This window comes from Massilia sp. Root351 (assembly GCF_001425045.1).
Taxonomy (GTDB): Bacteria; Pseudomonadota; Gammaproteobacteria; order Burkholderiales; family Burkholderiaceae_D; genus Rugamonas.
Genome location: NZ_LMDJ01000012.1, coordinates 385,504 through 403,198 on the forward strand (window position 1 = coordinate 385,504; position 17,695 = coordinate 403,198).

Below are 17,695 nucleotides of genomic sequence, written 5' to 3' on the forward strand. Positions count from 1 at the left end.
TATTACAATCAAAGGGGGATTCCATGAAAAAGTACTTATTACCACTTGCGCTGGCGATGGCAGCGTCGCTGAATGCCAGCGCCGCGCCGATTCTGTTCCAGGGTAGCGGCGTGACGAGCGGAGGTGTGGCCGTCAGTGCCAGCGCAAGCTTCGACCTGGTCGGCAACAACCTGACCATCGTGCTGACGAATACGTCCGGCGCCAACGCACTGGCCGACGTCCCGGGCAGCACTCTTTCCGGGCTGTTCTGGAATTTCACCGGCGCGCCGGTCTTGACCACGGTCTCTGCCATGCTGACGGCAGGCTCCTCTATACTGGGCACTTGCTCGGAAGTGAACTGCGCCGGGGTAACCGATGTGAGCGGGGAATTCGGCTACAAGGCAGGCTCCGGGCCCAGCGGACAGAATCAGGGGATCGCCAGTTCGGGTTACATCTCCAACCCGGGTGGCAATATCGGCAACTTCAATAACGGCGCGGCAGGCACCAATCTGGACGACCCCGCCTCGCTGGACGGCATCAATTTCGGCATCATTTCCAGCCTCGCCGACTTCAATCCCAACGGCGGCCTGGAAGACGTGCCGGTCATTTCCAACTCGGTGACCTTCATGCTGACCGGCGTTGCCGGGCTGACGAACGCGGATATCACTGGCGTGCGCTTCCAGTACGGGACCAACTTTAACGAGCTCAGCATACCCGGGGACGGCGGCGGCGGCGGCAATGGTGGCGGTGGCGGCGGCAACTCCGTGCCGGAACCAGGCAGCCTGGCGCTGCTGGGCATAGGACTGCTGGGATTGGCAGCCAGCGCGCGGCGCCGCTGGCGCTGAATGGCCGGGCCGCTTGCCGGCCCAGGCCGCATCAAAAGGTGGGAATGGGGTTGGCTCCGCTGGCCAGCTTGTAAGCCTTGCCGTCGTATACGTAGCGCGCACTGCCGCCGATGCGCTTGGTGGTGCGCACCACGTTGTCCTCGTCGGCGTCCGCGTCAGCGGCCGCCAGGCTGGCCGGGGTGGCCACGCGCTGCTCGCCGTCGAAGTCCATCGCCAGCGCTCCGTAGCGGGCGCCAGCGGCTGGCTGCAATATCCTCCACCTGGCCCGCACATCCCAGCATTCGGCCACGCGGCCGCCGCAAGCGCCTTCGGTGTCGGCCAGCACTTGCGCCTCCTCGCCCATCAAGTCGCGCGGTTGCGGGTCGCTGACATCGATCAGCGCCAGGAACAGCGACGTGTAGCCCTGCCATGTGCCCCCGTGCTCGGCCGCCAGGCCGACCTTGCCCGGCGCCAGCGCAACCCAGCTCAGCGTACCGACATTGCCGAACGAGCCCAGTGCTGCGACATTCTCGTGGCGCCGCAGCACGCGCCAGGCACCCTGCTCCTGCTTCAGCAAGAAAAAGCTGAGCAGGCCCGGGGTGGCGTGCGCGGTCTGCGCCTCGCCGGCTTCGTTGCAAGCCTCGCCGTTAAACACCAGCACGGTTTCACCGCCCGGCAGCACGGTGGAGGCGACACGCGACAGCAGGTACAGCCCTTGCGAACCAGGCTGGTCGGGATCATTCAGCGTGGCCACCACGCCACCGTCCTTGGCCGTGGCATAGTCGCCGAACAAGGCCTTGAGTAGCGGCGTGGCGTCCACCCCAGCCATCGCCAGGTCTGGCGACACCCGGACGGCGGGCCCGGATGCGGCAGGCGCAGCTACCGTAGCCGCCGCCGTAGCGGTCGCGGCAACGGCAGCGGGTGCCTCCTGCCGCGCGCAGCCGGCCAGCGCACCCGCCGACAGCACGGCGCCCAGGATCAGTTTATTCAGCATGTCTTTTTCCAGCAAAAAAGACAATGATACTATTGATAACAATTCCATAGGGCACGATTGCCAGCGGCGTTCGCCGCGCTTGCCGGATACCGCTAGTGCCCGCCGCCCGCGCCCTCGGCCCGCACGGCCTTTACCTGCGCCTCCGTCACTTTGGCGGCGCCGCCCCAGCTGGCGCGCATGTAATTGGACAGGTCCGCCACTTCCTTGTCGGACAGCTTGCCGGCAAAGCCTGGCATCTCCTGCATGCTCTCCTTCTCGCCAAAATGCTGGGCCCGGATGCCGTCCAGCGTGACCGCGATCAGGTTGTGCGCGTCGGCGCTGCGCACCGAACTGTTGCCTTTCATCGCCACCGCCGCGTGCGGCTTGCCGCCGCCGTCCAGGCCGTGGCAACCGGCGCACACCGCGAGGTAGGTGCGGCGCCCGGCATCGATGTCGGCGCCAGCCGGGTTCGCCACTTTCAGCGGCTGCGGCGCCAGCGGCTTGTCGCCCATCAGATAGGTCGTCATGGCCTTGAGATCGGCCGGCAGCATGTACTGCGTGCTCAGGTGCACCACCTCAAACATTTCGCCGGTGGCCGAACCTTGCGGCGCCACGCCCGTGGTGAGCAGGGAGGCCAGGTCCGCTTCGGTCCAGCCCATGGCCGACAGGCCGGCCGGCGTGATGTCGGGCGCGCCGATGCGGGCCATGCGGTTGCCGGTCAACGTGCGCGACAGGTCCATCTGCCCCAGCGCACCGCGCGGCGTATGGCATTCCGCGCAGTGGCCCAGCGTGTTAGACAGGTAGCGACCACGCTGCCATTCGGCCGACTTGCCCACCGACGCGTCGGTCAGCTGGTCTTCCAGGAACAGCATGTTCCAGAAGCGCACGCCGAAACGCAGGTTATAGGGGAACTTCAGCTCCGGTTCCCTGTTCGCCACCCGGGCCGGCTTCACCTGCATGAAGTAGGCATACATGGCGTCGCTGTCGGCGCGTGTCAGCGATCGGTAGGAGGTGTAGGGCATGGCCGGATACAGGTGCTTGTCGGGCGTGACGCCGTCGCGCAGTGCGGCGTAGAACTCGTCCGCGCTCCAGCTGCCGATGCCGTGCTCCTTGTCCGGCGTGATGTTGGTGCCGTAGAAAGTGCCGAATGGCGACTTCAGCTCCACCCCGCCTGCCCACGGCGCGCCAGCCGCCGCGGTGTGGCAGGCCGCGCAGTCGGCCAGCTTGGCCAGGTAGCGGCCGCGTTCCACCATGTCCTTGTTGTTGGCCGTGGGCGGCGTCGCGCCGCTGCCACCGCTGCCGCAGCCAGCCAGCGATGCCAGCGCAGCGGCCGCAGCAACAGCGGCGGCCGCCCTGGCCGCGCCCGCCCAGGCGCGCGGGAAGAAGGCGCGCATCATGCCCCCTCCTTTACCAGGCCCGGCGTGCCGAGCACCACGTCCTTTACCGCCTCGAAGTAGCGCACATAGCCGGTGCAGCGGCAGATATGGTTTTCCAGCGCGCTGCTGATGGTGCGTTCGACATCGGCCCTGGCTACCGGTTCGCGCTTGAGGCGCTCCAGCAGCACGGTGGCGGCGTTGACGAAACCGGGGGTACAGTAGCCGCACTGGAAGCTGAAGTGCTCCAGGAACTTCTGCTGGATGGCCGACATGCCAGCCAGCTCGCCCTTCTCGTTCTTCTGCCCGATGCCTTCCACCGTGCGCACCTTCTTGCCTTCGAAGTAATGCGCGCCGGTGATGCAGGAGCGTACTTCCTCGCTGCTGCCATCCGGCTTGTCCAGGATCACCACGCAGGCGTGGCACACGCCCTGCCCGCAGCCCAGGCGCGAGCCGGTCAGGTTCAGGTATTCATGCAGGAAATCGACCATCATGATGCCTTCGGGCACCGGCACCGGGCCGACGGTCTTGCCGTTCAAATGCAGGGTAATGGGTTTGGTGACGATGCTCATGCCAGCACCTCCTTGATACGTTGCGGGGTTACCGGCAGTTTGGTGAATCGGTGGCCGATGGCGTGCGCGATGCCGTTGACGATGGCGCCCACCACGGGAATCATCACCACCTCGGCGATGCCCTTGGGCGTATCGGTCTCCGACACGGGCGGCAGCACTTCGGCGGTTTGCGTCCACACCGCCACGTCCGAGGCGCGCGGCAGGTGGTAGCGGTTAAAGTTCCAGGTGCCGTTGCCGGGGCCGTCCTCGTACAGCGGCAGGTATTCGTGCAGCGCGTGGCCGATGCCCATGGCCAGCCCACCCTGCAGCTGGCCGGACACCAGCTGCGGCGACAGCATATTGCCGCACTCCATGATGGAGTGATGGCCCAGCAGCTCCACCTTGCCGCTGCCCTCGTGCACCGCCAGCTCCACCAGCGTGCCCACGCAGCTGTAGTAAGTGACCATGGCGCCGTTGCGCTGGGTGGCCGGCATGTAGACCTTCCTGCGGTCCAGCACGCGGTAGCCACCCGGCGTGCCAGCCTTGTCGGTTTTGCCATCCTTGCCGCTGCCGTAGCGCAGCGACAGGCCATCCACCGGCAGGCGCACCGTGGCGGCGCCGCTTCCGGGTATCTCCCAGTCCGCCTCGCTCCACTGCCAGCGGTTGAACACGTGTACCGCCGCCCCCGTCACCAGGCCCAGTTCGTGCGCCTGCTTGACGATGGCCTCGAACGGCAGCGCTTCCAGCCCGCCGGCCGACAGCTTGCCGTCCACCCAGCGCGCATCCTCCACCCGCACCACCAGCGACGCTGCTTGGCCGCCCGCCACGCCCTGGCTCCAGATCGCCATGGCGGCCGGCCACAGGCCGTGCATGAACACCACCCGCGCCGCTTCGCGCGTGCTGTGGGTGTAGTAGTAGGCCGAGTTGGTGGCACTGGCCGGCGAGCAGTAGGTGGGCGACCAGCGCGGATTGGCCGCCAGCTTGTCCTGCTCGGCCTGGCTCATGAGGTAGGGGTCGCCCGTGGCCACCATGGGCAGGTCGGCCCAGTCCGTCACTGCGGTGAGGATCTCGTCGGCCGGGCGGCACAGCCACTTGGCGCACGCCACCGCCTGCGAGGTGGACATGCCGGTGCCGATCTCGGTACCGCTGTGCCACAGGCGGATCTTGCCATCCGCCTCGATCTCCACCCGCGCCAGCGAGCTTTCCGCGCCGGTGCCGAAGTCCTTCTGCGTGCAGGCAAAGCCCACGCCGTAGCGCTTGCCCGGATGGGCCGCGTCGTATTCGGCCTTGCGCTTGGCGCGGCCGGTCCACATGGGATGGACCTGCGCCTTGCGCAGCACCTCGTCCACGCGGATGGCGCCGGCCGGAATGGCGCCCTGCGAATTTTTCATGCCCGAACGCAGCGCGTTGCGCAGGCGGAATTCGATCGGGTCCAGCTTCAGCTGTTCGGCGAACTCGTCCACCATCATCTCGGTGGCCGCCATGCTCTGCAAGGTGCCATAGCCGCGCGCCGAACCGGCGTCCACCGCGCGCGTGGCCAGCGCCACCGCCGCGAAGTCGTTCTTCGGGAAGTAATAGATCGATTGCGCCGCCGTGGCCGCCACCATCACCACCGACGGCGAGAAATTGGCGCGGCCGCCGCCGTTGCCTTCGAAGGTGCCGGCGAAGGACTGCATCATGCCGGTCTGGCGGTCCACCGCCATGCGGTACTTCATGTCGAAGGCGTGGCGCTTGATCGAGGTCTGGAACTGCTCGTAGCGGTCGTTGGCCAGCCGCACCGGCTTGCCGTTGCCGTACAGCGCGCACACCAGCCCGTAGAACGGGAAGTTGTAATGGTCCTTCGAGCCGTAGCCCACCGTATAGCACGGGTGGACGAACAGCGCCTTGAGCGGGAAGCTCGCCTTCTTCATCATCTCCAGCGTGCTGTCGATGACTTCCTGCGGCCCCTGGCTGGCCACCACCATGTGCAGCTCCTGTCTGGCAGCGTCGTACCAGCAATTGGCGTTGTCCGGCTCCAGCGCGGCGGTGTCCACCGACTGGGTCTGGTAGTCGCGCTCCAGCACCAGCCAGTCGGCCGGCGGGCTGTCCAGCTCGGCCTTGATCTGGTTGGCGTAAAACATGCCCTGCTCGCCCAGCTTGCCGTGCTCGATGCCGTCCGGCCATACCGGCTGCTGCTTGCGCATCATGCTGGGGAACACCGGCGCCTGGCCCAGGCTGGAGAATTTGTCGTCGTCGTGCGAGGTGGCGCCGCCCACGCGCACGAAGCGGAACGTGGCCCAGGGGTCGCGCACCATCGGCGCCACCGGCTCGCCGTAGCGCAGCACGGACTCCTGGAACTGCAGCTTGTCCTTGGCGAAGCGGTAGCGCGCGAAATCGTCGTAGATCAGGATGGCCGCCGCGTGGCCCAGGTAGGCCGCCTGCTGGCCCTCGGGCAGCAGCATGTCGGCGCCGTAGAAGGCCGGGAACGCCACCCCGTCGCGCGCCAGGTCGGCCGCCGTGACCACGCGGTCCGGCTTCAGTTCCTCGCCCAGCAGCGACAGGTCGATGCCGGCATACAGGCGGTCGGTGCGGGTGGCGCGCAGGATGAAAGCGTGCGCTTGCTGCTGCGGCCAGTGCGGCATGTCCTGCGCGCGGATGTCGCGCGCGAACACTTTGGCGCCGGTGACCTTGGCTTTGCCGTCGATGCGGACCTTGGCCTGGCCGTTTTTCGGATCCCAGGCGACGGGCGTGAGGATCTTGTCCTCGAACAGGGCGGCAAAGGCTTTGCCCCCCAGCGGCGCGAGATACACCGCGACGCCCGCAACCATTCCCGCCTTCAGGAACTTGCGGCGCGAAAGTGCGACCTTCATGTTGAATACTCCCAATATTGGATGACGAGTTTCCGGGCCGAAGTCGGGACGCGGTTTGCGGGTCCGGCTTCATCGTCCCGCCAACGTTTACGGTTGTCAAGAAACTCCGGCGCGCAGTGTCGCATCTTCAGCCTGCCTTCAACAGGGTATCGGACTGCTAGTCAATAATGATTTCCGTGCGCCAAATTGATGCCGAACTGTGCTATACAGTAGCGATGCCAAAAACATAATATTGGGTACAATCGAAGATGTTTCCACCAAACACAACCTGGCTGGCGCTGCTGCTGGCCGCCGCCCTTGCCATGCTGGCCGTCCTCGCCGCGCTGGCGCTTTGGCGCCGGGCCGCCCTGGCTGCGCTCGCCGCCGAAGCCGCCGAAGCCGAACTGGCGGGCCTGCGCCAGCGCCTGGCCGCCAGTGAAAGCGGCGCCGCCTTGCTGGCGCGCGGCGAGCGGCAGTGGCGCGACATCCTGGACCGGCTGCCGCTGGCGCTGTTCCTGAAAGATGCCGACTCCCGTTTTGTCATGATGAACGCGGCCTGTGAACAGGCTTTCGGCCAGCCCTACAGCGCCCTGGCCGGCACCCACGGCGGCGAGCACTACCCGCCCGAGCAGCAAGCCGGCTTCCTGGCCGCCGACCGCGCCGCGTTCGCCTCGCACAGCCTGTGGACCGACGAGGAATGGGTGTGGCACGCCGGCCTGCGCCAGGACCGCCGCCTGCTGACCTACAAGCAGCCGCTGTACGACGAAGATGGCCAGCCGGCGCTGCTGATCGGCATGTGCCTCGACGTGACGGAGCGCCGCGCCGCAGAGGAAGCACTGCAGTCGACCTTGCGCCAGCTGCGCGAGCTGAGCGACCTGCAGGAAGCCGCACGCGAGCGCGAACGCCGCCGCCAGGCGCAAAGCCTGCACGACGACCTGGGCCAGAGCCTGATGGCGCTCAAGCTGGACGCGGTCCTGCTCGGCACGGCCTCGCAGGCGCGCCATCCACGCCTGCACGGCCACAGCGTGCGCGTGCTGGGCACGCTCGACAGCGCCATCGGCGCGGTGCGCGCGCTGATCAACGATCTGCACCCGAGCACACTGGAACTGGGCTTGCCGGCCGCCACCGACTGGCTGCTCAAGCAGCAGGAACGGCGCAGCGGCATGCACTGCCAGTTGCACATGATCAACGACAGCGCCAGCGCCGCGCTGACGGCGCCGCAGACCTGGGCCATCTTCCGCATGATCCAGGAAGCGATGTTCGCCATCGAAAGCTATGCCAGGGCGACCCGGGTCGACGTGTCGCTGGACCTGCGCCCCGGCGCCCTGCTGATCATCATCAGCGACAACGGCCTGGGCCCGCAGACGGGCGGCAGCCGTGGCGCCACGCTGGCCATGCTGGCGCTGCGCGAGCGCGTGTCGGCCTACGGCGGCGAACTGAGCGAAGACAGTGCGCCGGGACGCGGCACCACCCTCACCATCATGTTGTCCGACCATGAAAAACGGGAGGCCGCAGCCTCCCGTCTTGACACTTCCGCCGACGCCCGCCACTGAGCGGCGCCGCCGCGCTTAGTGCGTGGTCAGGAAGGTCTTCAGCTTGTCCGAGCGCGACGGCTGGCGCAGCTTGCTCATGGCCTTCGCTTCGATCTGGCGGATGCGCTCGCGCGTCACATCGAACTGCTTGCCCACTTCTTCCAGCGTGTGGTCGTTCGACATTTCCACGCCGTAGCGCATGCGCAGCACCTTCGCTTCGCGCGGGGTCAGCGAGTCCAGCACTTCCTTGATCACATTGCGCATCGAGGCGTGCAGCGCGGCGTCCAGCGGCGCCAGCGTGGTGTTGTCCTCGATGAAGTCGCCCAGCTGCGAATCGCCGTCCTCGCCCATCGGGGTTTCCATCGAAATCGGCTCCTTGGCGATCTTCATGATCTCGCGGACTTTGTTCTCCGGCATTTCCATCTTGACCGCCAGCGTCGCCAGGTCCGGCTCGCTGCCGGTTTCCTGCATGATCTGGCGCGAAATACGGTTCATCTTGTTGATGGTCTCGATCATGTGCACCGGCACGCGGATGGTGCGCGCCATGTCGGCGATGGAACGCGTGATGGCCTGGCGGATCCACCAGGTGGCGTAGGTCGAGAACTTGTAGCCGCGGCGGTATTCGAACTTGTCCACCGCCTTCAGCAGGCCGATATTGCCCTCCTGGATCAGGTCCAGGAACTGCAGGCCGCGGTTGATGTACTTCTTGGCGATCGAAATCACCAGGCGCAAGTTGGCCACCGTCATTTCGCGCTTGGCGGTACGGGCGCGCTTCTCGCCGGCCGCCATCTGCTTGTTGATCTTGCGCAGGTCGGCCAGCGGCAGCGCCACGCGCGCCTGCAGGTCGATCATCTTCGACTGCAGCTCTTTCACGGCCGGCACGTTGCGGCCCAGCACGGTGCTGTACGGGTAGCCGGCATCGACTTCGCCGTCCACCCAGTCCAGGTCCGTCTCGTTGCCCGGGAAGACCTTGATGAAGTGGGCGCGCGGCATGCCGCAGCGGTTCACGCACAGCTCCAGCACGGCGCGCTCGATGGAACGCACCTGCTCCATCTGGCCGCGCAGGGTGTCGCACAGCTTTTCCACCACCTTGGCGGTAAAGCGGATGCCCAGCAGCTCGGCGGAAATGATTTCCTGCGCCTTGTTGTAGGCCGGCGAACCGTAACCGCCGGCGGCCTTGCGCATCTTCTCGAACTGCACTTCGATCACTTCGAACTTTTCCAGCGCGCCCTTCTTCAGCTGCACCAGCTGCTCGGTCGAGAAGCCGGCCGCGCCGCCGTTGGCGTCGCCGTCTTCCTCTTCGACTTCTTCTTCCTCTTCTTCGTCCTCGTCCGAGGCGTGCGCATTGGCAGCGGCGGCCGGCGCCGGCGCCGGGGCGTTGCTGGCTTCGTTCAGATCGACGAAACCGTCCACCACTTCATCGACCTTGGCTTCGTCGTTCTCGATCTTCTTGGCCAGCGCGATGATTTCCGCGATGGTGGTCGGGCAGGCCGAGATGGCCTGGATCATGTCCTTCAGGCCGCCCTCGATGCGCTTGGCGATCTCGATTTCGCCTTCGCGCGTCAGCAGCGCCACGGCGCCCATTTCACGCATATACATGCGCACCGGGTCGGTGGTGCGGCCGAAGTCGGAGTCCACGGTCGACAGCGCGGTGGCCGCGGCGGCCTCGACTTCGTCGTCGCTGGTGACGGCGGCCACGTTGTCGGTCAGCAGCAGGCTTTCCGCGTCGGGCGCGCGCTCGTAGACCGCGATGCCCATGTCGTTGAAGGTGGCGATGATGCCTTCGATCGCTTCCGGATCGATGATGTTTTCCGGCAGCTGGTCGTTGATCTCGGCGTAGGTCAGGAAGCCGCGATCCTTGCCCATGTTGATCAGGTTCTTGATCTGCAGGCGGCGGCGTTCCAGGTCCTCGGCGGTCACGCCTTCGGTGCTCAGCGCGTCCAGGCCCTTGGCCTTGCGCTCGCGCGCTTTCGACACGGCCTTCAGTTCAGCGCGCTCGACGGCGTTCAGCGCCGCCACTTCATCGTTCTCCGGCGTGAATTCGCTCGGCTTGCGGCCACGGCGGCCCGGCACTTTGACGCCCGGCAGCAGGTAGCCGGAAGTATCGATGGTGGCCAGCGTGGCGGCATCGGTCACCTGGCTCACGGCCGGCGCCGCGCCCGGCGCGACCATCACCACCGGGGCCGGCTCGGCCTTGGCCCTGGCGGCGCGGGTCTTCACCACCACCACCGGCTTGGGACCGGCCGGGGCCGCCAGCGACACGGCGGCCGAGGCGGCGCCAGCCTTGCGCGCCACCTTGACGGTGGCCTTCTTCTCTTCGGCGGCGACTTCGGCCACGGCGTCCATGTCCGCGGACGTCAGTTCGGCCAGCTCGGCCACGTCGGCGGCGGCGTTATCGGCGCCGGCCACGGCGGCCAGACGCGAGCGCGTCTTTTTTACAACGGTAACTTTGCCGGCAGCCTCTTGCGCATTGTCGATGACATAAGATAAAGTGGTCTTAGGTACCGCCAGTTCCGCCGTCTTGGCGCGGGGAGCTTTGGTGGACAGCGTGAGGGTTTTCGGCGTTTTCGTCATTACAAATATCTCTCAATGGCAGACCCGGGGGCCGGCGGCGCGTAGTGAAAACAATGCCACCCGGGCCGGCAAGGGTCCGATGGCGCGTAGGGGTGCTGGAATGAAAAAAGCCCGTTCGGACGGGCTGGCAACTACGTACAGTGCAGAGCGGGAAAAGGCAGAGCAACTCCTGTTTCAACCTGACGGGCACGGTGCTTCATTTGGTGCGTCGGCAATTATAGCGCGTTTCAGGCTGGCGCGCACGCGCAAAGATGTGGTTAAAATAACATTTTGGCGGATTTGGCAATGCACTCCCCTGCCCAGCGTGATATGCTGGCGGCTCTTTGCTTAACCTGTGATGTCGATGAACACTAGCCTTACCCCTGAGCCAGCGGCTGAAGTTACCACCCCGGTCGTTGCCAACCCGGCCGCTGTCAAGCCGGTTGTTGCCGCGCCGGACGGCGCCGCGCCAGCGCTGACCGCCCGCACCCTGCTGAAACAGCTGCAACAGCAGTTTCCTCCTTTCCGCGATTGCCTGCCCCTGTCGATCGGCATCGACAAGCAGATCCTGGCGCAAGTGCCGGGCATCGACAAAAAGCTGATGCGCACCGCGCTGGGCATCCATACCGGCTCGCAGCGCTATCTGCGGGTGATGGAAAAAGCCACCGTGCGCTACGACCTGGACGGCACCGCCGGCGCCGAGGTGACCGATGTGCACCGCAAGCACGCCAAGGAAGTCTTGAAGGAGCGCCTGAAGAAGGAAGCCGACCGCAAGAAAGCCGAACGCGACGCGGCGGCGGCCGAGGAAGCGGCTCGCGTGCGCCAGGACAAGCTGGCCCAGCTGACGGCCAAGTTCTCCAAAAAAGGCTGATGAGCGACACCGCTGCGGTCGCCGCCGAATCCGCGCCCGAGCTGCCGCCCTACGCCGGCATTACGCTGGCCGAAGTGCGGCTGGTGAAAACCGCCGCCGAGGCGGAGGAGGCGCAGGCGGCGCTGCTGGCGGCCGACGCAGTGGGCTTCGACACCGAATCCAAGCCGACCTTCCAAAAGGGCCAGAGTTCCGACGGCCCGCACCTGATCCAGCTGGCCACCGACCGCCTGGCCTATCTGTTCCAGATCGGCGCCGCGCCCTCGCCGGCGCTGCCGGCGCTGAAAGCGGTGCTGGAGTCCGAATTGACGCTCAAGGTCGGCTTCGGCCTGTCCGACGACGTGCGGCGGCTGCGCGCCAAGCTCGGCATCGAGCCGGCGCGCGTGGTCGACCTGTCGGTGGCGCTGCGCGGCGGCCAGCGCAACGACCTGGGCGCGAAAAGCGCAGTGGCCAAGTTCTTTGGCCAGAAGCTGCAAAAATCGAAGAAAATCTCCACCACCAACTGGGCCAGCGCCCGCCTCAGCGAGCGCCAGATCCTGTACGCCGCCGACGACGCGCAAGTGGCGCTGCGCGTCTACCGCCACTGGATCGCCGCCGGCAACGTGCTGCCGCCGCAGCGCCCCGCCAAGGCGCGCCGCCCGCCGCGCGCCCGTCCAGCGGCCGGCGCGTCCCCCGCCAGCGACAGCTAACACCGTAGCAAGCTGCCCAGCGTGGCGATGGCCGCTTCATGCGCGGGCGTCCACGGATGGCCGTAGTTCAGCCGCAGGCAGTTGCGGAATTCGCGCTTGGCCGAGAACATCGGCCCCGGCGCGATGCCGATGCCGTGTTCCAGCGCGGCGGCGTGCAGCGCCAGCGTGTCCGCGCCGTCCGGCAGCACCACCCATAAAAAGTATCCCCCTTCCGGATGCGTCACGCGCGTGCCGGCCGGGAAATGCTCGGCCAGCGCCGCCAGCATGCGCGCCTGCTGGGTCTTCAAGGCGCTGCGCAACTGCCGCAGGTGGCGGTCGTAGCCGCCCTGCCCCAGGTAGTCGGCCAGCGCCAGCTGCGACGGCATGGCGGCGGCCAGGCTGGTGCTCAGCTTGAGCCGCTCGACTGCCTGCGCGTAGCGCCCGGGCGCCGCCCAGCCCACGCGAAAGCCCGGCGCCAGGCACTTCGAGAATGAACTGCAATGCAGCACCAGCCCCTGCCCGCCCGGCGCGTCGTAGCGCTTGGCCAGCGCCGGGCGGCGCGCGCCGAAATACAGTTCGCCGTAGACGTCGTCCTCGATCAGCGGCACGCCGTGCGCGGCCAGCAGGACCACCAGCGCCTGCTTCTTCTCGGCCGGCATCAGGCTGCCCAGCGGATTCTGGAAACTGGTCATCAGCCAGCAAGCGGCGGGACGGTGGCGCTGCAGCGCCGCGGCCAGCGCGCCCAGTTCCATGCCCTCGCGCGGATCGGTGGCCACCTCCACCGCCTTCAGCTGCAGCCGTTCCAGCGCCTGCAGCGCCGCATAGAAACTGGGCGACTCGACCAGCACCGTGTCGCCCGGCCTGGCCACCGCCTGCAGGCACAGGTTCAGCGCTTCCAGCGCGCCGTTGGTGACCACGATTTCCGCAGCCGCCACCGGCGCGCCATCCAGCTGGTAGCGCAGCGCAATCTGGCGCCGCAGCTCGCCGTTGCCGGCGCCCAGGTCGGCCACCGAGCTCCATGGGTCCAGCCGGCGCATGCTGGCCGCCACCGCGCGCGCCAGCTTCGGCAGCGGAAACAGCTCGGGACTGGGGAAGGCGGAGCCGAACGGCGCCACCTGGCGTGCACGCGCCGCCTCCAGCACGCCGAACACCAGCCCGCTGACGTCCACGCTGCGCGGCGCGCCATCCGGACGGGTGGGCTCGGGGTCGGGCTGGAGGCCGCCCTGAACGCCGGGCGCGGCGGCCGGCGCGCGGGCCGGCGCCACGTAGTAGCCCGAACGCGGGCGCGACTCGATCACGCCGCGCGCCTCCAGCAGGTAGTAGGCCTGGAACACGGTGCCGGGGCTGGCGCCGCGCCGCGCGTGCTGCTGGCGCACCGACGGCAGCCGCTCCCCCGGCCGCAGCACCTGCCGCGCCACCATGTCCTCGATCTCCTGCGCCAGCGCTTCATACAGTTTCAAACTGATCCTTGGTTTTTATGCGATTCTGAGTCTGTCAAACTTGGCAACACAGGCGTATCCTGTCCCCTGATTCCCATCCAAAAGCTATTTTAACGGGACACCCATGCATACCACCTTATCGAGCCTGTTCGCGCGCTCCTGTGGCGCCGCGCTGCTGGCCTGCGGGCTGGCAGCGGCCGCGCCGGCCGGCGCCGCGCCGGCGGCCCTGAAAACCCTGCCCGACACGCTGGCGCAGCGCGTGGCCGCCTGCACCGCCTGCCACGCGGCCAACGAGCGCGGCGACGCCTATTTCCCGCGCATCGCCGGCAAGCCGGCCGGCTATCTGTACAACCAGCTGCGCAACTTCCGCGAAGGGCGCCGCAAGTATCCGATGATGACGTATATGGTGGACCACCTGCCGGACGCCTACCTGCGCGAGATCGCCCAGTACTTCTCGGAGCTGCACCCGCCCTATCCCGCGCCCGCGCCCAACGCGGCCACGCCGGCCATGCTGGAGCGCGGCCGCGTGCTGGTGCACCAGGGCGACGCGGCCAGCAAGGTGCCGGCCTGCGTGGCCTGCCACGGCGCGCAGCTGACCGGCGTGGAGCCCGCCATCCCCGGCCTGCTGGGCTTGCCGCGCGACTACGTCAACGCGCAGTTCGGCGCCTGGCGCAACAAGGTGCGCCGCGCGCACGCGCCCGATTGCATGGCCGAGATCACGGCGCGCCTGTCGGACGCCGACGTGGCCGCCGTTTCCGGCTGGCTGGCCTCGCAGCCGGCCGACGCGCAAGCCCGTCCGGCCGCTTCCATCGCCATGCCGCTGCCGCTGGAATGCGGCAGCGCCGGCGTGGCGCAAGGCTCGTCCGGCGCCCCAGGCTCGCCAGGCGGTCCCGGCGCGCCGGCAGCGGAGGTCCGGCCATGAGCAAACTGCCCATCATCGCCATCGCCGTGCTGGCGCTGGCCACCGGCGCCGGCTTCATGCTGTACCCGGCCGACGATCCGCTGCCGCCGCTGAGCAAGACGGCCGCCCTGCCGCAGGCCGAGCGGGTGGCGCGCGGCGCCTACCTGGCGCGGGCCGGCGACTGCATGGCCTGCCACACGCCGCGCGGCGGCGCGCCCTACGCCGGCGGACGCGCGCTGCAAACGCCGTTCGGCAGCGTGATCTCGCCCAACATCACGCCGGACCGCGACACCGGCATCGGCCAGTGGAACGCGGACGATTTCTGGCGCGCGCTGCACAACGGCAAATCGCGCGGCGGCCGCATGCTGTATCCGGCCTTCCCGTACACCAGCTACACCCACATCACGCGCGACGATTCGGATGCGCTGTTCGCCTACTTCCAGAGCCTGGCGCCGGTGAAGCAGGCCAACCAGCCGCACCAGCTGCGCTTCCCCTACAACCAGCAGATCGGCCTGGCATTCTGGCGCGCGTTGTATTTCCGTCCCGCCGCCTTCCGCACCGACAGCGCGCAAAGCGCGGACTGGAACCGCGGCGCCTACCTGGTGCAGGGCCTGGGCCACTGTAGCGCATGCCATAGCACCCGCAACGCGCTGGGCGCGTCCGGCGACGGCTTGTCCGGCGGGCTGATACCGGTGCTGGGCTGGTACGCGCCGTCGCTCACGTCCGACCGCGAGGCCGGCCTGGGCGACTGGGCGCAGCGGGATGTGGAGCAGCTGCTGAAGACCGGCATCTCGCCGCGCGCGACCGTGTTCGGGCCGATGGCCGAGGTGGTGCGCGAGAGCTTGCAGCACTTGAGCGACGCAGACGTGGCAGCGATGGCGGTGTACCTGAAAACGCTGCCGCGCCAGGAACCGGCGGAGCGCTACGAGCGCAGCACGGCGCCGGAGGCGCGCGCGCAGCTGGAGGCCGGCGCGCGGCTGTACACCGCCCATTGCGTGGAATGCCACGGGGTGACCGGCAAGGGCTTGCCGCCGCACTATCCGCCGCTGGCCGGCAACCGCGCGCTGCTGATGGACGAGGCGGTCAATCCGATCCGTATCGTGCTCAACGGCGGCTTCGCGCCCGGCACGGCGGGCAATCCGCGGCCCTACGGCATGCCGCCGTTCAGCCACAAGCTGAACGACACCGAGGTGGCGGCCGTGGTGTCCTATCTGCGCAGCGACTGGGGCAACAACGCGCCGCCGGTCAGCGGCAACGACGTGAACCGCTACCGCACGGTGCCGCTGGATTAGCAGGCAGGGCGGCTTGGGCCGCCCTGCCAAGCCGCCGCTACCCGGCCAGGCCGAGGCGGTCGGTCGTGGCGTTGCGCGCATCCTCGATGGCGATCTTGCCTTCGGCCAGCAGCACGCGCAGCGCGGCGTTCATGGTGTGGCAGCCGTCGCCGCCCTTGGTTTCCATCCAGTCGCGGATGCCGGCGATGCTGCCGTTCTCGATCAGGCGCGCCACGTCCGGATTCATGGTCAGGCATTCGGTGGCCAGGTGGTAGCGGTTGCCCTCCACCGACGGCAGCAGCGCCTGGCACAGCACGCCGCGCAGCGCGTGCGCCAGCGCCTGCTGCTGCGGCTCGCTGTTGCCCAGCATGCGCAGCATCTTCTGCAGTCCCAGTTCGGTGGAGCGCGCGTGCAGCGTGGCCAGCACCAGCGGGCCGGATTCGGCCAGCGCCAGCGCTTCCTGCGCAGTCTGCGCGTCGCGGATTTCGCCGATGACGATCACGTCCGGCCGCTCGCGCAGCGCGTCCAGCGCTCCCAGGTAGAAGCTCTCCACGTCGCCGTCGAAGCCGACCTCGCGTTGGGTGACGATGCAGCGGCGCTGCGGGATCAGCGTCTCCACCGGGTCTTCGATGGTGATGATGTGGCCGGAGCGCGTCTTGTTGATCTCGTCCAGCATGGAGGCGATGGTGGTGGACTTGCCCTGGCAGGTGTCGCCGATGATGAGCACCAGGCCGCTGGTCAGCTGGGAGAACTTCTGCTCGTTGGCGCGCAGTCCCAGCTGCGACATCGCATGCGGTTCCTTGGGGAAGCGCCGGATCACGCAGCCGAGCCGCTTCTTGCCCTGGAACGTGAAGCAGTTGGCGCGGATGCGTGCCGTGTGCAGGTCGATGGAACGGTCGAAAGCGCGGTCCTGGATGCGTTCGCGCCAGTTCGGCTCCACCACTTCGAAGAATTCCTCCAGCTCCTCGCGCGTGATGGGCGAATCCGTCACCGCCACCAGGCCTTTGGGCTGGCGCAGCAGCAGGGGACTGTTCTGGTGGATCAGGATGTCGCTGAAGCTGAGCCTGGAATTGAGCAGATGCAGGATCTGCTCGACCAGGGTGCCGAAGACCGGATGGTCTTCGTTCTCTTCATAGCTGAGGGTGCGGATCTGCGAAGACTGGTGATTGTCCATCGTACTCTACTCTCCGGATAAAAAATGTCGCCTGGAAAGATTATACGGGACGCTTGGGGAATTCAAAGCCTGTTTTGAGGTCCATGTAGACCTTTACGCCACCCTGGTTGACAACCGACTTGGGCGGTGGCGGGAGCCCGGCCAGTTCGCGCGTAAATACCGGCAAGCCCTCGCCCTTGCGCAACTCCTCGTCGGCGCGCTGGAACACGTTGGGGCAGCCGGTCTCGGCCAGCAGCGCCTGCACGATCGGCACTTTCCAGGCGTCGACGGCGCCGGCCTGGAAGCTGCACAGCAGGAAGCCGGCCGGGCCGCCGTAGTAGTCCACCACCAGGCCGGGCAGGCCGTCTTCCTCGGCGTGAATCAGCTGCATCAGGTCTTCCGGCCCCAGCTTGGCCACGGCGGACGCGCGCCTGGCGATGGCGGCCTTGACGCGGCGCTTCATCATGGCGTGGTCCACCGGCTCGTCTTCGCGGAAGGTCCAGACGCGGGCGCGGATCTGCACCGCGTGGGCGTTGTAGGCGGCGCGCGCCAGGAATTTGCGCGACGACGATTGCACGGTGGCGGTGGCGCCGGCCTTGCCCTTTTCCTGCGGGCGGCCTTCGACGCGCTCGATGGCGGTCGGATAAATCCAGGGGTCGCCTGCCAGCAGGCTCTTTTCCTTGCCCTGTTTGATGGTAATGATCAGCATGTGTTTCCAGTGTAGTTACAGCCAGCATGATACCGCATGGCGCGCGCCGCCCCCCTGCGGAATGCATTCTATT

General features: G+C 67.6%; 14 protein-coding genes. 6 read left to right on the forward strand and 8 right to left on the reverse strand.

Annotated elements, in window-relative coordinates; translation table 11 throughout:
• The first annotated feature begins 23 nt into the window (after positions 1–23).
• Positions 24–824, forward strand: coding sequence for an XDD4 family exosortase-dependent surface protein (locus tag ASD15_RS14730; protein WP_162249900.1), 801 nt, complete (start codon positions 24–26; stop codon positions 822–824).
• Positions 825–855: 31 nt separating this feature from the next.
• On the opposite strand, the gene ASD15_RS14735 is transcribed toward ASD15_RS14730, so the two are convergent.
• From ASD15_RS14735 to ASD15_RS14750, 4 genes are all read right to left on the reverse strand, one after another.
• Positions 856–1,797, reverse strand: a complete 942-nt coding sequence (locus tag ASD15_RS14735) for a hypothetical protein (RefSeq protein WP_157200946.1) — start codon at positions 1,795–1,797, stop codon at positions 856–858.
• Between the two features lie 92 nt (positions 1,798–1,889).
• Positions 1,890–3,173, reverse strand: coding sequence for a cytochrome c (locus ASD15_RS14740; protein ID WP_057155721.1), 1,284 nt, complete (start codon positions 3,171–3,173; stop codon positions 1,890–1,892).
• The gene (locus ASD15_RS14745; protein WP_057155722.1) at positions 3,170–3,721 is read right to left on the reverse strand and encodes a (2Fe-2S)-binding protein; all 552 of its coding nucleotides are present in this window, start codon (positions 3,719–3,721) and stop codon (positions 3,170–3,172) included. The genes ASD15_RS14740 and ASD15_RS14745 overlap by 4 nt, the downstream gene beginning before the upstream one ends.
• Entirely contained in the window at positions 3,718–6,549 is a 2,832-nt protein-coding gene (locus tag ASD15_RS14750) for a xanthine dehydrogenase family protein molybdopterin-binding subunit (RefSeq protein WP_057155723.1), read from the reverse strand. Before ASD15_RS14750 ends, ASD15_RS14745 begins: the two co-directional genes overlap by 4 nt.
• Before the next feature lie 248 nt (positions 6,550–6,797).
• Here ASD15_RS14750 and ASD15_RS14755 point away from each other — a divergent pair, with 248 nt between their 5' ends.
• Positions 6,798–8,081 carry a PAS domain-containing protein gene (locus ASD15_RS14755; RefSeq protein ID WP_057155724.1) on the forward strand — a complete coding sequence of 428 codons (1,284 nt, stop codon included), beginning with the start codon at positions 6,798–6,800 and terminating at the stop codon, positions 8,079–8,081.
• 15 nt (positions 8,082–8,096) lie between these two features.
• On the opposite strand, the gene rpoD is transcribed toward ASD15_RS14755, so the two are convergent.
• Complete coding sequence (gene rpoD / locus ASD15_RS14760) at positions 8,097–10,634, reverse strand: RNA polymerase sigma factor RpoD (RefSeq protein ID WP_057155725.1); 2,538 nt, start codon at positions 10,632–10,634, stop codon at positions 8,097–8,099.
• Positions 10,635–10,968: 334 nt separating this feature from the next.
• Between rpoD and ASD15_RS14765 the strand changes: the two genes are divergently transcribed.
• Together ASD15_RS14765 and ASD15_RS14770 are read left to right on the forward strand one after the other, a co-directional pair.
• Complete coding sequence (locus ASD15_RS14765) at positions 10,969–11,484, forward strand: ProQ/FINO family protein (protein WP_229418190.1); 516 nt, start codon at positions 10,969–10,971, stop codon at positions 11,482–11,484.
• Positions 11,484–12,170 carry a 3'-5' exonuclease gene (locus ASD15_RS14770; RefSeq protein ID WP_057155726.1) on the forward strand — a complete coding sequence of 229 codons (687 nt, stop codon included), beginning with the start codon at positions 11,484–11,486 and terminating at the stop codon, positions 12,168–12,170. The genes ASD15_RS14765 and ASD15_RS14770 overlap by 1 nt, the downstream gene beginning before the upstream one ends.
• Here the strand turns inward: ASD15_RS14770 and ASD15_RS14775 are convergent.
• A complete protein-coding gene (locus ASD15_RS14775) occupies positions 12,167–13,609 on the reverse strand; it encodes a PLP-dependent aminotransferase family protein (RefSeq protein ID WP_057155727.1) in 1,443 nt (480 codons plus the stop codon). The genes ASD15_RS14770 and ASD15_RS14775 overlap by 4 nt on opposite strands.
• 103 nt (positions 13,610–13,712) lie before the next feature.
• On the opposite strand from ASD15_RS14775, the gene ASD15_RS14780 reads away from it, so the two are divergent.
• Both ASD15_RS14780 and ASD15_RS14785 read left to right on the forward strand, forming a co-directional pair.
• Positions 13,713–14,510 (forward strand): c-type cytochrome, encoded by a 798-nt coding sequence (locus tag ASD15_RS14780; protein ID WP_082551843.1) that lies wholly within the window; start codon positions 13,713–13,715, stop codon positions 14,508–14,510.
• The gene (locus ASD15_RS14785) at positions 14,507–15,781 is read left to right on the forward strand and encodes a cytochrome c (protein WP_057155728.1); all 1,275 of its coding nucleotides are present in this window, start codon (positions 14,507–14,509) and stop codon (positions 15,779–15,781) included. The genes ASD15_RS14780 and ASD15_RS14785 overlap by 4 nt, the downstream gene beginning before the upstream one ends.
• 37 nt (positions 15,782–15,818) lie before the next feature.
• On the opposite strand, the gene ASD15_RS14790 is transcribed toward ASD15_RS14785, so the two are convergent.
• Together ASD15_RS14790 and ASD15_RS14795 are read right to left on the reverse strand one after the other, a co-directional pair.
• The gene (locus ASD15_RS14790; RefSeq protein WP_057155729.1) at positions 15,819–16,934 is read right to left on the reverse strand and encodes a type IV pilus twitching motility protein PilT; all 1,116 of its coding nucleotides are present in this window, start codon (positions 16,932–16,934) and stop codon (positions 15,819–15,821) included.
• 40 nt (positions 16,935–16,974) lie between these two features.
• On the reverse strand, positions 16,975–17,622 hold the full coding sequence (locus ASD15_RS14795; protein WP_057155730.1) for a hypothetical protein: 648 nt from the start codon (positions 17,620–17,622) through the stop codon (positions 16,975–16,977).
• Between the last annotated feature and the right edge of the window lie 73 nt (positions 17,623–17,695).